This window comes from Paenibacillus sp. JT22N12 (assembly GCF_056269365.1).
This window is the reverse complement of record NZ_JBWDNU010000001.1, coordinates 40,959-55,244: the sequence shown is the minus strand read 5'-3', so window position 1 is coordinate 55,244 and position 14,286 is coordinate 40,959. Positions and strand designations below refer to the sequence as shown.

At 52.2% G+C, this 14,286-nt stretch carries 9 protein-coding genes; 7 read left to right on the top strand and 2 right to left on the bottom strand.

Annotated elements, in window-relative coordinates:
- The first annotated feature begins 2 nt into the window (after positions 1–2).
- On the top strand, positions 3–878 hold the full coding sequence (locus tag AC0YOA_RS00200; RefSeq protein WP_475784883.1) for a carbohydrate ABC transporter permease: 876 nt from the start codon (positions 3–5) through the stop codon (positions 876–878).
- Between the two features lie 174 nt (positions 879–1,052).
- Here the strand turns inward: AC0YOA_RS00200 and AC0YOA_RS00195 are convergent, their stop codons facing one another.
- Positions 1,053–1,826 carry a phytanoyl-CoA dioxygenase family protein gene (locus AC0YOA_RS00195; RefSeq protein ID WP_475784882.1) on the bottom strand — a complete coding sequence of 258 codons (774 nt, stop codon included), beginning with the start codon at positions 1,824–1,826 and terminating at the stop codon, positions 1,053–1,055.
- Positions 1,827–2,179: 353 nt separating this feature from the next.
- Between AC0YOA_RS00195 and AC0YOA_RS00190 the strand changes: the two genes are divergently transcribed.
- Positions 2,180–4,711, top strand: a complete 2,532-nt coding sequence (locus AC0YOA_RS00190; RefSeq protein WP_475785771.1) for a carbohydrate-binding protein — start codon at positions 2,180–2,182, stop codon at positions 4,709–4,711.
- A gap of 272 nt (positions 4,712–4,983) precedes the next feature.
- Here the strand turns inward: AC0YOA_RS00190 and AC0YOA_RS00185 are convergent, their stop codons facing one another.
- Positions 4,984–6,759 carry a sugar-binding protein gene (locus tag AC0YOA_RS00185; protein ID WP_475784881.1) on the bottom strand — a complete coding sequence of 592 codons (1,776 nt, stop codon included), beginning with the start codon at positions 6,757–6,759 and terminating at the stop codon, positions 4,984–4,986.
- A gap of 297 nt (positions 6,760–7,056) precedes the next feature.
- Here AC0YOA_RS00185 and AC0YOA_RS00180 point away from each other — a divergent pair, with 297 nt between their 5' ends.
- The 5 genes from AC0YOA_RS00180 (at position 7,057) to AC0YOA_RS00160 (ending at position 14,260) form a co-directional block, all read left to right on the top strand.
- Positions 7,057–8,898 carry a cache domain-containing sensor histidine kinase gene (locus AC0YOA_RS00180; protein WP_475784880.1) on the top strand — a complete coding sequence of 614 codons (1,842 nt, stop codon included), beginning with the start codon at positions 7,057–7,059 and terminating at the stop codon, positions 8,896–8,898.
- Positions 8,879–10,489 (top strand): response regulator, encoded by a 1,611-nt coding sequence (locus tag AC0YOA_RS00175; protein WP_475784879.1) that lies wholly within the window; start codon positions 8,879–8,881, stop codon positions 10,487–10,489. The genes AC0YOA_RS00180 and AC0YOA_RS00175 overlap by 20 nt, the downstream gene beginning before the upstream one ends.
- A gap of 97 nt (positions 10,490–10,586) precedes the next feature.
- On the top strand, positions 10,587–12,005 hold the full coding sequence (locus AC0YOA_RS00170; protein WP_475784878.1) for an extracellular solute-binding protein: 1,419 nt from the start codon (positions 10,587–10,589) through the stop codon (positions 12,003–12,005).
- Positions 12,006–12,071: 66 nt separating this feature from the next.
- Positions 12,072–12,941: a carbohydrate ABC transporter permease gene (locus AC0YOA_RS00165; protein ID WP_475784877.1), complete on the top strand. Its 870-nt coding sequence runs from the start codon at positions 12,072–12,074 to the stop codon at positions 12,939–12,941.
- A 5-nt stretch (positions 12,942–12,946) separates the two neighbouring features.
- Positions 12,947–14,260, top strand: a complete 1,314-nt coding sequence (locus tag AC0YOA_RS00160; RefSeq protein WP_475784876.1) for a carbohydrate ABC transporter permease — start codon at positions 12,947–12,949, stop codon at positions 14,258–14,260.
- Positions 14,261–14,286: the final 26 nt, after the last annotated feature.

Here is a 14,286-nt window from a genome sequence, read left to right as displayed (position 1 = left end):
GTGTGTACAGTAAAAATCCTCTATACCGGATATTCAACGGCTTCAATATCGTATTTCTATCGATTCTCTCCTTGGTCTGCGTCATGCCGTTAGTGCATGTGTTTGCTGTTTCGCTAAGCTCGAATGCTGCGGCGACCGCGAATCTGGTTACGTTCTGGCCGATCGGATTCAATTTGGATTCCTATGAGAGAACGTTCGGCAGTCCAAGTTTTCTGCATGCTCTGCAGATCAGCGTATATAGAACGGTGCTCGGAACGGCGCTCAGCATGCTGCTATGTCTTCTGGCGGCATATCCAATGTCTAAAGAGGGCAGCTTTTTCAAAGGAAGAACGGTCTATGCGTGGTATTTTGTCATCACCATTTTGTTCAACGGGGGCTTGATCCCTACTTATATTATTGTAAATGAAACAGGACTGCGCAATACGATCTGGGCATTGGTTCTGCCGGGGGCAGTTGCGGTTTTTAACGTTGTGCTGATGATGAATTTCTTCCGGGGGATCCCGAAGGAATTGGACGAAGCGGCGCAGATTGACGGCGCAAGCCACGCCCGGATATTGTTTACCGTTTATTTGCCCATTTCTATGCCATCCATTGCGACGCTTTCGCTATTTTCCATCGTTAGTCACTGGAATTCCTGGTTTGATGGCATGATCTATATGGAAGCGGATATTCAACCTCTGGCCACCATGATTCAATCGCTCGTGAAAAGCCTGGATTATACCAGAATCGGTATTGATCCGACAGAGGTCAAAAGATTATCGGAGCGCTCACTGCGGGCTACCCAGATCTTTATTGGAGCGCTCCCCGTACTAGTGGCGTATCCTTTCCTGCAGAAGTACTTTGTGAAGGGGATGACCCTTGGCTCTGTAAAAGAGTAGCGGCCGATCAGCCTGCTGTGAGCATAAAAGAAGGCTCTCCATAAGTCACCAACTGTGACCAACGGGGAGCCTCTTTTTGGCCTCTATATTCCAGGTTTCCTGGGAGTCCGTTTACTTTTAGGCAGCTAATATGGAGATTATCATCATATATTTACGCTTTTGCGTGCGATTCCATCAGTTAGATTCCTGATGGTTCACCAGTACATCCTGCAGTCCGGGCCAATGCATCCACATGTTCGTGAGCGGCGTGCGCCAGTCTTCCCGGATACCGGTATGCAGGATCCGGTAATAGCACGAATACCGGATCAGGTGAGAGGTATTGATTCCTCCGGCATGAACCAATTGATAGTGAGAAATGACAAGATCGCCGGCCTTTCCCGTTATTTGAACGGGATCCGGCAGCTTCAAATTCTGGGAACGGGCTGTCTTGCTGAAGGACTCCTCTGTCAGCAGGATCTCCGGTCCTTTTTCCCGGAAATATTGCTCATAGTCACGGTGAGTGCCAGGATATACAACAAAATTACCCATATTGATTTCCGGTTGGTCGCTCAGCATAATTCCAACGAGTGCGGTGAAGTTTTCTACTATACCTTCACGCAGCTTCAGCATGCCGTCAAGGTGGGCACCAGCATACGGATTTGGCGGATCCTGATAATCGGGGAAGCGAAGGGCGATTTGCGCGCTTTGAAGCGGGGGATAATTGGTTTGTCCCACAAGGGAGTCAATCAAGGTTCTGGCTGGACTTTTATTATACAAATCCGTGATGGCGGGATGCTTCTCGAGCTCCCTGCAGTAATTCGCTCCGGTGTGATTGGCCGGAATTCCCTTGCCAATGGAGTGATTAATCGATTTCATAGCTTCCGTAATCATTATTTTCGGTACAACGCCGGGAATGACAGTGTAGCCGCTCTCGATCAACTGCAATTTTTGCCGGTAGGGCAACTGCATGACATTTTCCTCCAAACGCAATTGTATGTTCTCACTATTATTGTAGTCTGCGGTATCCGGAGGGAAAATGGTCTGCTTTCAAGAAAATGATTCGTTATGATACATTTAGAAAGCTTCCGGGGATGAAGCGGCAATTTCGGCAGCAGCATGGTTAAATTTTTATGGTTACACCGTTAAGATATTCTATTACGTTCCCGCAAAGGGAGGACTATGCTTATGATGCGGCTAACAGCCACAGATATGACCACATACATCAGGAGGTGATTGAAAGGATAATGGACGGCAAATGACGAACCGATCCAGCAACAAGACCGTTGCCCGGAGAACAACTTCAAAGGAGGCTGCTTATTTTGATGAAACTAAGTAACAAACGTAAGCTGAAGTCTGGAGCGATGGCTGCGGCACTGCTCTTGACCTCACTGGCGCCATGGGTGCCAAGCGCGAATGCGGAAGGGGCGAAGGACAAGCCGATTGAGCAAAGCACTTTTCGCGCAAAATCGTCCTTTGGCAGTGTCCAGGGAACAGATGGTTGGTATTACATGGAAAAGACGGCCGGATCCTATGCCTATTTAAGCAGCTATGGGGAGAAGAAGCCTGCCAAGTGGGAAGATGCTTCCGGTCAGACGTCCGTAGGTGATGATACGTTTCAATCGATTGACGGCAGCGCTGCTGTGAAGAAATGGATCGCGCCGCAGGCGGGCACCGTCGAGATTTCGGGAACTGTTCATAAGACGGACTCGAAGGGTGACGACATCACAGTGGAAGTTTTGAAAAACAAAGCTTCCCTATGGCATCAAACGTTAACTTCCAAATCTGCAGTCAAGCCGAGCGGTGTATCGGATATTCACGTCGAAGCCGGCGATGCCCTTTATTTCGTCTCGGAGGCTGAGGGAAACGGCAGCAGTGGTGAAACGAAGTGGGCGCCCGAAATTACCTTGACCACGGCAATAACGATTCAGGCGGAAAAATATGATTCAAATTCTGGTGTCCAAACAAGCGCTGGCGGCGACGCCGGAGGAGGCAAGGACGTTACCGGATTGGACGCTGGCGATTATATGGTTTACAAGCGCATCGATCTGGGCGGAGGGTACAAGACATTGGAGGCCCGCTTATCGGCTCCCGTTACCGGCAATGCGTTCGAGGTCAGGCTGGACGGTCCGACGGGTCCGGTCATCAGCACCTTTACCGTAGCCAACACCGAAACCTGGCAGGATGGCAGCGACAAGAACTATGCATACGAGACGCAAGTCTGGGGCGTGGACCCCGGCGCGACCGGTGTCCATGATCTGTATGTCAAAGTATTGTCGGGTACGGGAATGGCCAAGATTAACTGGTTCCGTTTCACCAATAGCGAAACACGCGGGGCTACGATGCCGTTCAGGACGTATGAAGCGGAGGAGGGCACTTCCGGAGGCGGCGCGGTCAAAGACGAGAACGCCGATGTTAAGGTGGCATCGTCAGGAAAAAGCTACGTGCAGCTCGACGGTACGGGTGATTATGTCGAGTGGACCAACGTGCGAGACGCCGACAGACTGATGCTTCGATACAGCATACCGCAGAATACGAATGGTACGCTGAGTCTGTATGTAAACGGTGTCAAACGGCAGAGTCTCGAGCTTGCCTCGACCTATAACTACGACACGGACGACAGCAGCTACAAAAGACGGTATGACGATCAGGATGCTGCCGTCCAGATCAACGCCGGCGACACGATTCGGCTGCAAAGGGATGAAGGAGACGTACTTCCATGGTATGGCATCGATCTCATTGAGCTGGAGACGGCGCCTGCTCCGCTTGCAATGCCGGCAGGCTATCTCTCTGTGAAGGCTGCGCCTTACAGCGCCGCAGGAGATGGCGCTGCGGACGACACGGCGGCAATACAAGCCGCAGTCAATGATGCGGCCTCGAAGGGCAAGAACGTGTGGCTCCCGGCCGGCACATATAATCAAAGCGGGAAAATCGCGGTTCCGTCGGGTGTCGATATCCGCGGGGCCGGAATGTGGTACTCGCATCTGCATTCGACCGTGACCAACAATGTTTGGGGTGGAACGGTAGGATTTACGCTCAACAATGACACAATGATTTCCGATCTACGAATCAGCGGCGTGCAGACGCAGCGGAATAATCAGTACGCAATCGTCGTACTGACGAATCCAGGCGCGGGACAGCGGAATGTGCTGCAAAATTTATGGGTTGAGCATGTCGGATGCTTGGAAGGCTGGACCGACTGGTCTGATTCGACCATCCAGAACGTGCGTATCCGCAACACGTATTTTGATGGCATTCATTGGGGGGACGGGGGCAACAACGGCAACCTGGCTCGCAACAATTTCATGCGCGGACTGGGAGACGACGGAGTAGCGCAGGTGAACCTGCAAAACTTCAACGCCGTTGCGAACCATAATGTGGCCGAGTTCAACACCATATCCGCCAACTATTGGGGTCGGGGGATGTCTGACGTCGGCGGCGACAGCCTGATATACCGCGACAATATACTTGACAGCTCCTTCAACGCCGGCATGATCATTACGACGGAGCCGGTTGCCGATCCGGCCAAAAATGAAATTTCTTATCCGATCAACGGCTTGAAGTTTCAGCGCAACACGATTAATAAAGCGGGCCATGCGGGGCATAATCATGCCGGACTCCATTATTGGCTGTACGTGAACCCGATGAAAGATGTCCGGATTGAGTTGAATACGATCGAAAATGGCGAAACGCAGGGCATTCATATTGATAATACAGCTTTCGGCGACAGCGAAGGCCGGACACAGTTCAATTTCAATACGGTGGAGAATAATGCACTGGACAATTATCAGAATGGGAGCACGATTATAGTTCCCGTCCTGAAGGGCAACGTTGGTATAGACAACAGTCCGGAATAAAGAGCGCTGAAAGACGAATTACAAAGAAATCCCCACCCTTGGATCTGCAGCCCCGGGTGGGGATTTATTATACCTTGTATCAATCGTTTTACTGAAACCAAGCCGTTGAATTTGTTCTCATCACGAAGCGATTTCCTTGAGAAGATCCCCTCAAAGAGCGTATCCCAAGGCAGCAGGGGTATAACGAGATGTCCGGTTCTGTCTTGCAATCACAAACAGACCTCCAGTTTTTCACAGCGTAGTGAAACTGGAGGTCTGTATTTTGCGGATGATTATGGTGCGGCAATCAGTGTTACTTCTCCATATGCCGTTGTATCCGCCCAATATGGAAGGTTCTTGTCGACCCAGCTCAGGTACGTATCGCGGCGGCCATCGCCGTTCGCGTCGTCGTTGGCGCTGGCGTTGAAGCCGATAATATCCCCGGCTTTCGGAGTAAGCGCCGTATAAGGCACAGCCAGCTCTACTGTATAAGTTCCATCGCCCCGAGCAACCGCGCTTCGCACACCAGAGAGATCCAGGCCGTTCACCACTGTCGATAACGCGTTGTTCAGATCAACCCGCAGCTGGTAGTCGCCTACGGTTGGGGCGCCGTTCCTGGCATTGGTTTCGTCGACCCAGACTTCGACCGAGTCATTGTTTTCATTGGTACTGACCGCATTCGGTGTTGCGTCCTGTATCTGGAACAGGTAGTACAGCGCGCTGTCATCCCAGGCGATTCGGCTTGTCCCCGTCGTGCCGTTCTCATCCGTATTCAGCTGAAGCAGCGAGGAGTTCTGCCACAGGCTGTCAACCACACCGTCGATGGCAGGCGAGCCTTGGACAGCGACATAATCCTCCCCGGATCCGCCGTCGCCGGCATTCGGATCATTCGGCATGTCGCTGATCACCCGGGCGATGGTGGAAGCATTGGAGAAGGGGGCATTCCCGGCCGACTTTACCGTATTCTTCAGAAAATTCAACTTGCCGCTAACCGTACTCAATATTCGGATCCCGTATAACGCCGGGTTATCGATGTCGTTTTTCAGGAAGGTGGCGTCGATCGTATCGGAGCCCAGGATAAGAATGCCGCTGTCTCCGGAATTCTTGATCGTGTTTTTCTCGAATACCGCGTTCTGGATGCTGGGCTCCTTGTTGGTCGCCTGCAAGCGGATGCCGCCTCTCTCGGCAACCGCCCGGTTGCTGCTGTCGCCATCGATGGTATTTTTGCTTACGGTCAGATTCTTGACCCCATAGGTCTTGTAGTTGCCTTCGGAGGCAATATAGATGCCGGAGCCGCCGGTCCGGGCGATCCGGTTGTTCTGAATCGTGATATTTTCGCCGCCCGACACCGTGATGCCGCGGGCATGGCCCCCCCCTACGTCATTGTCGCGGATGCTGACATTACGGACCCAAGTGCCGAATTTCTCATAGGATACCACGGCGATATGGTCGTCTCCCGTATCCCGGACCACATTGTTCCTCACTTCGATATTGGCCGTCGCGCCCGTCAGATGGATGCCATCCGCCAGCGTGTTGCGTACCATGTTGTTGCTGATCACGCCATTGCTCCCCAAGCAGAAGACTCCCACGGACGAGGCGCCGTCGATCTCCATGCTGTCGATAGAGAAGCCCGAGGTTCCCGGCATTACCAGTATTCTGCCGGATTCGTCGTTCGACAGCCTGACAGTAGGCTGAACCGTCGTTAATTTAACTTTGCTCACGGCCGCTCCCGTTCCTTCCAGAACCACAGCCTGATGAGTGAGATTGGTGCTCTTCAGCACGGATTTTTCACCTGAGCCGGTCATCTTGACGCCATCGAGTACGAGCAGGTCGCTGTAAATGAATGTTCCCTCCGGGATGTACACGGATTTCCCGCTCGCCTTGGCGGCTGCAACTGCCAGGTTGATTGCCGCCAGATCATCAGTCCCGTCATTCGGTACAGCGTCGTAATCCGTGATGGAGACGGAGTGGCCCGGCTGCCGGCTGCCGCCGGATGGCGCAGCAAATGACGTGGACGGCATCAACAGGGATGCCGCCAGCAGGCCTAGAGCCCATTTCTTTGAGTACATGTGAATTCCTCCCGACAATGTTTTGTGAAAGCGCTTCGCAAGTATCATAAACGACCTGTTCAAAGAGGGTAACGGAATATATTAACGTGATTTGTGGAAATTATTAACCTATCCGTTAAGATTTCCATAGGAAGCAGCTAAGTGATTAGCCCTCCTCCGGACGTAGAAATGAATGTGTATCCTTGCAATCCAAGCGGATATCCGCCGTATAATGAAAATACTCTTGCATTGACGTGACAATTCTATTGTATGATGTATCTAGTTCAAGACGATTTTGCAGAGTATGAAGGAGGCAATATGAAAGCGAATACATCCGGATATGCGTCCATAATACGGTATTTTCAACGATCCATGTACCGTAAAATGCTGGTTTCTTACTTTTTTATTATCGTGCTCACCGTGTCGATTCTCGTGATCGACTTCTACGTTCGCACTGCGGGAGATTTGAAGCGTCAATCCATTGAGACGACCGAGCGCCTCACTCTGCAATCCTCGTCGGCATTAAACTCCTATATGAGCAATATCCAAAACTTTTCCTGGAATTACTTCGGAGATACGAACTTCCAGCATTTTGTCAAGGAAATGGGGAAGGATCCGGATTCCATCAGCTATTACAGCAGCAAGTTCTCCCAATTTGTGAATGACAACCCCATAATCGATTCCGTATTTATCACCCAATTGAACGGCTTCAGCATCCAGTCGGGCTCTTCTGCCAATGACGTGACCGCTGAAGAGAGAGCCAGGCTGATTGATATCGGCGAAGAGAATGACGGCAAGGGCGTATGGGTATCCTCGCAGACCTATGACCGGCCTTCGCGGTCCAGCGTCAAGACCATTACATTCGTTCAGGCGATCAAAAATATCACCGCCACTTCACCGGGGCCGATCATTGGAGTCATGATGTACGGAATGTCCTACACTGAGCTTCAGAAGTGGCTGCGAAATGTTGAGGGCAACGGTGCCAACCGTTCCTATGTGATTCGATTGGAGGATGGGAGCGTCATCAACGGATTAAGTGCGAATGCGAATGACCATATTTTGCTGAGTAAGAAAGAACTGCCAGAGATCCGGGGACATACGGGCGGCCATTTCTATACCGCGAGCAAATCGGGCAATCTGCTTGTCGTCTATCAGAAGCTGGCCAACAGTGACTGGATTCTGGTATCGCTGTCACCGACCAAGGTGCTGCTCGCGCCCGTCAGCGATTTTACCAAACGGACCATCGTCATCGGAGCTTTGAGCCTGCTTGTCTCCATGCTCCTTGCCAGCATCTTCTCTTCGCGGACGATCACGCCGCTCAAAGAGCTCAGCAAAGGAATGAAAGCGATCGAAGTAGGCAACTACTCCGTAAGCCTTCCCATTCGAAGCATTGACGAAGTAGGCTATCTCAGCTCTTCGTTCAACCGGATGGCCCGGGAGATCAACCGCTTGATCATGAAGGTCTACGAGACCGAGCTGGTCAAGAAAAATGCGGAGATCAAATCGCTGCAATCGCAAATCAATCCGCATTTTCTCTACAATACGCTGGGTGTGATCGACAGCTTGTCCTCAATGGGCGGGAACGAGCGCGTATCCATAATCAGCAGGTCGCTCGCCAAGATGTTCCGCTATAATATAAGCGGCAATGACATATCGAATCTGGGGGCGGAGATTCAGCAGATCCGGCTGTATCTGTCGATTCAGAAAATCCGCTTCGACAGCCGTCTCGATTATTCCATCTACCTGGAGCCGGGACTCGAAGATATTCCTATCCCCAAGCTGTTGTTCCAGCCGCTGGTGGAGAATGGCGTGCTGCACGGCATCAGCCGAACGATTGAAGGCGGTACAATCAGAGTGGAGGTTGCCAGAGACGACATGGAGGATATTCAAATCAAAGTGTGGAATACAGGCGAGCCGATCGAGCCGGAGCGGCAGGAATGGCTCAGGGAGCTGCTTGCTCCGGGAGCCAGCGGGAGCGACCCCTACTTGGAGCGGTCGTCGGTTGGTTTATTGAATGTTCAGAATCGGCTCCGGCTGGTCTACGGCGATTCGTACGGTATTCTTTTCGAGAGCAGCAGGATGCGGGGCACCTCCTTCTTCCTGACAGTTCGGCCAACTTTGCCTGTGGGAGGTAGTGAACATGAAGATCATCGTCCTTGACGACGAGCCGATTATTCGGCAGGGAATTATACATAAAATCCAGACATCGGGCTTGCCGCTGACGATCGTTGGCGAAGCCGGCAACGGGGCAGCGGGCCTGGAGATGACGAGAGAAGCTCGACCGGATGCCATCCTGACGGACATCCAGATGCCGGAGATGAACGGATTGGAGTTCATTCGGCTGGCGAAGGAGATCGATCCGAAGCTGGAATTTATTATTCTCAGCGGCTATGACGATTTCGATTACGCCAAGCAGGCAATCCGTTACGGGGTCAGCCGTTATTTGCTCAAGCCGGTCGAGAACGAGGAGCTGTATGAAGCCATTAACGGGCTCATGGAGAAGCTTGAAGCCGATCATCTGAGGGAGAAATCGTACAGGGAGCTGAAGCTGCTGGAGGAGACCAGCAGGGAAACCGTCAGGCAGCAGGCGATGACGCAGTTCATCCAGCAAGGAGAGGAAGCGCCGGGCGACGAAGCGCTTAAGGAATTGGGAATGGTGTGCGCTCATTTCGCCGCTGCGGTTTTTTCCTTCGAGCCGTTTCAGCTTCCGCATCTTTCCTTTGCGGCGGATGAGGAGAGCCTGCTCTGGTACGCGGTCAAAAATATTATAACGGAACAATTCGAACGGAGCGGAGTCCGGGGGATGCTGATTCAGCACACCCTGCATCGGTATGAGCTGGTGTATGTTCTCGGAATCGGTTCGGCTTCGCAGCAGTCCTCCGTCAAGATCGCGCTGCAGGACATCCTTCAGAGCGTCGGGAGGTATCTGAAGCTGGAGCTGACCGAAGCGATCGGTCCATACGTCGATCAGTTCGGCAGGGTCCAGGATTCTTACCGCGAGGCCAAGCTGCTGCTCCGCGATGCGGTCATCCATGGCAGCAACCGCATTTATTCATTTAACGCGGCCAAGCAGAAGGGACCCAACCGCAAATCCATCATCAGTGGAGAAGACGAATCGACCATTATTGAAATGCTGAAACAGGGGGAGACGGATAAAATCCACCGGTGGACGGAGCGCCGCATGGGGGCGATTGCACAGGACCCCGATTCGACCTACGTCCATCTGGAGTGGTTCTGTATGGACCTTCATTTGCTGTTCCATAAATATTTGCTGGCGCGTTCGCTGGATTCGGAATGGACGATCGGCGAGACGGAGGATCTCCTTCAATGGCTAAGTCAAGTCAGGCACTGGGAGGACGTTCTGGAGCAGATGAAGCGTTATACCGCCAACATCGCCGGATTTCTGTCGAAGAGCGGCCAGATGCAGGAAATAGATATGATGGAGGCCATCCGCCAATATATTGCAACCCATTTCGGGGAGCCGTTATCGCTTCAATCCATCTCGGAGAAGTTTTTTATCCATCCCAACTACTTTTCAAGACGGTTCAAGGAGAAAAACGGCACCAGCTTTATCGAGCTCCTGACCGCCTACCGTATGAAGGAAGCGGAGTCGCTGCTTCGCGGAACCGAGTTATTGGTTCATCAGGTTGCCGAGCGGGTGGGCTTTGAGGATGCGGCCTATTTCGGCAGCGTGTTCCGCAAGCATTACGGGATGACTCCCAAGCAGTACAGAGAGCAGCTGATATCTTAACATATTCATAGGGATGGGTTAAGAAATTCGCTTAAAAGCCGAATGAAGATTGCCTACAATGGAGTAGGCAAGGATTAATAACGAGGGGGACACAAGAATGAAAATCGCTTTAAAATGGTCGTCCGTATCCATTGTTTTGCTGGCGCTCGCCATCTTCTCTGCAGCCTGCGGGGGCGGAAACAACGCAGGAAACGGAGCCGATCCATCCGCACAGCCGGACAATGAGGCGGCGGGAACGACGGAGGATTCGACAGCGCCTGCAGCCGATGCGGCGTCGGTCGAGATAACGGTATGGGACAAACCGCATGCGGACGATGCGGACAAAACGCTCAAGGAGCAGCAGTTCGCCGATTTTGAAACCAAATATCCGAGCATCAAGGTTACTCATGTAGAGCAAACGAAAGGCAAGGAGCGGGAGCAGTTCATGACGGCCGTCGCCGGCGGTCAGCAGCCTGACGCCTATCTGAACGCCTACCCGGATATGGCCCCCTACATCGCCCAGGGCATCACGGCGGATATTACCGACATGTGGAACGCATTTCCGGAGAAGGATAAATACCTGCCCTCCTCGCTCGATGCCGCAACGAAGGACGGCAAAATCTACGGCGTTCCGAGCACGATGTATGTAACCGCACTCATGTACAACAAAAAAATGTTCGTGGACGCGGGCATCGATCCGGCCGCCGCCCTTAAGGACTGGACATCGTTCGCCGAAGCGGCCCAGAAGCTGACCGATCCGGCTAAAAGTACGTACGGGAATGCCATTCTTGGCATGGACTGGGCGGACTGGTTCTTCGAGTACTATGTCTGGCAGGCTGGCGGCGATCTGACGGAGCAGCAGGCAGACGGCACCGCCAAGCTTACCTTTACTTCCGATGCGGCGGTCCAGGCGCTGCAGTATTACAAGGATTTGAAATGGAAGTATAAAGCAACTCAGAAAAATGTGGTCCAGAGCCTCGACGACAACCAAAAGGATTTCTATACGGGACATGCGGCTTCCACGGTGGCGGCCTCCGACTGGTTCGGCAACATGATTTCCAAAGGAATGGATATTAACGATATCGGGTTTGCCTCGCTGCCTGCCGGACCGTCGGGCAAGTCGCCGTCACAGGTCGGAGGCAACTACTTTATCATCAACCCCAAAGCGTCCAAGGAAAAGCAGCAGGCTGCCTTCACGTATGCGACGTTCTTCTCATCCAAGGAAGTGCTTGAGCAGCAGCTCCAATTTGCCCAGGACAACGGCCTGTTCCCGAACCTCCTGACTGTCCGCTCCGATGTGGAAGTAACGAAATATGTGGAAGGACTCTCGGAAGACCTCGTAGCCGGTGTCCAGAATGCCGCCAAAGAGACACATCTGGAATATTTCCTGAAGGCCAGTCTCAGCCCCTATATCGTCAAACCGATCCAGACTATCCTGCTCGATGAGAAAGCCGATCCGAAGACGGAGCTTCAGAAAGCCCAGGACTTGGCTCAGAAGGAAGTCGTAGACAAGTACAACGCTGATCTTAAAAAATAAAGAAAAGACAGCTTTCGGAATTTCCCTTCGGGGAAATCCGGCCGCTGTCATGGAGCGGAAAAGCCTATGAGAATAAAACTTAACATTCGCTGGATGCCGATTCTCTTTCTGTTTCCATCCGTCGCATGCTACCTGCTGTTCAAGTATTATCCGTTGCTGAATATGATTTATATCAGCTTCTTCGATTACAGTCTCGTGAACCCGCCGGGACCGTTCGTCGGGCTGGCCAATTATATGCAAATTCTGCATTCTGCAACCTTCTGGCAGGCCGTTCGCAATACGTTTATTTTCTTTGCACTGTATCTGGGCCTGACGTTCTGGCTTCCCATTGTCCAGGCGCTGCTGCTCACGGAAATCCGCAGGGCAAACGCCTTGTTCCGGTTTCTGTACCAGCTTCCGACCATTGTCCCTCTGGTTGCGGGCATACTGGTCTGGAAGTGGATGTACAATCCCGATTTTGGCCTGCTCAATTACTGGCTGTCGAAGATTGGTCTGGGCCCCTATCTGTGGCTGAACGATCTGCATATCACGAAGCTTGCCATCGTGCTTCCCAGCTTCTTTGCCGGCTCCGGCATATCGCTTTTGTTGTATTATTCGGCGATCCGATCGATCCCGGCCGATATTCTGGAGGCCGCCAAGATGGACGGGGCCGGGCCGTGGAGAAGAATGTGGACGATGCTCCTGCCCAATATCAGGTTTATCGTCATCATCAATTTTGTCTCTTTTATGTCAGGCGTTCTGCTCGCCTACGACAATATTTATGTCATGACGCAGGGCGGACCTGCCGGAAGCACGACGGTGGTGTCCATGCTGATCGTCAATACGGCTTTTCAGCAATCCAAATTCGGCATTTCCGGGGCAATGTCCCTGTGTATGTTTCTGATTATCGCCCTGCTCACGGTCCTGCAAAATAAAATTTCCGCAGAAAAGGATTGAAGCGTATGAAAACGATGCGAATAGCGGAAAAAGGGCAGAGATCTATGAATATTACGGCTTATATCGTTACTCTGTTCTTCGTCGTATCCGCTATTATCCCCATTCTCTGGATGATTGTGTCCTCGCTGAAGACCGAGACGGATATTCAGGCTTATCCGCCTAAATGGCTGCCGAGCATCCCGCAATCCGTTCAGGTCACTGTCGACTATACCGGTCTGGAAGAGAAGGATGCGCTGTTCTATGAGAAGGAAGCGATGAAGGCGATATGGTATCCGTGGATGAAGAACCTCAGGGAAGATATCGGGGAAGTCACCGTGACTGGCATTCGGGACGGACATCTTCTGTATAAAGCCCGGACAATATCGTCGTCATTCCATGTTGGACAACCGCTAATTGTACCTTCCACACTGTTCAACGATGCGATGATGAACCTGAAGCTGCCGATTATCCAGGAGCGTGGGCTTTCCCGGTTCCACTGGTATGGAACAGAAGGGGAGAGTGCTGAGGCCGAGCCGGGAATCGAGAATAAACCGATAGCATCCGAATTTCAGCAATTTTATCAATCCACCAAATTCGTTACCGGCAAAGTAGCGTCAATTCAGGAAAACTCCAACTGGCTGCGGATGTTCGACAGCTATCTGTCCTTGAATAAGCTGGCTCAGGATGTGGCCGGCCCGCTTGGCTTTTTCCGATATTTTCTGAACAGCGCCATTATTACGGTGTCGAGCGTAGCCCTCCAGCTCCTGCTGGGAGGCCTGGCAGGCTACACGCTCTCGCAATTGCTTAGAAGCAAGCGGTGGCAGTTTTTCTGGATCATGTTCTTCCTGGCGACGATCATGATCCCGGATATCTCGCTTCTCCTGCCGCTTTATTTGCTGATGAAGGACCTGGGTCTGGTAAACAGCCTGCTTGCCGTTATTTTGCCGCATACGGCATGGGGGATCGTCATCTTCCTGTTCAAAGGCTTTTTCGACCAAGTATCCAAAGAGCTTATTCAGGCGGCGCGGGTGGACGGCGCTTCAGAATTCCGGACCTTCACCCAAATTGTCGTTCCGATGTCCATTCCCGTCTTTACCGTCGTGGCGGTGATGACCTTCATCCCCGTCTGGAATGAATTCGTATGGCCGCTTGTCGTCAATAATTTGCCGGTCAACTGGACCTTTACCGTTGCGCTCAACGATCTGCAGAACAGGAGCGGCGTACAGCAGAACATGATCATGGCCAGCTCGTTCGTCTCCATGATCCCGCTGCTGATCGTGTTCATGACATCGCAGAAATATATCGAGAAAGGCGTCAGCTTCTCTGGCGTCAAAGGTTAAGAAGGTTCGGCATGAGCACAAAAGTC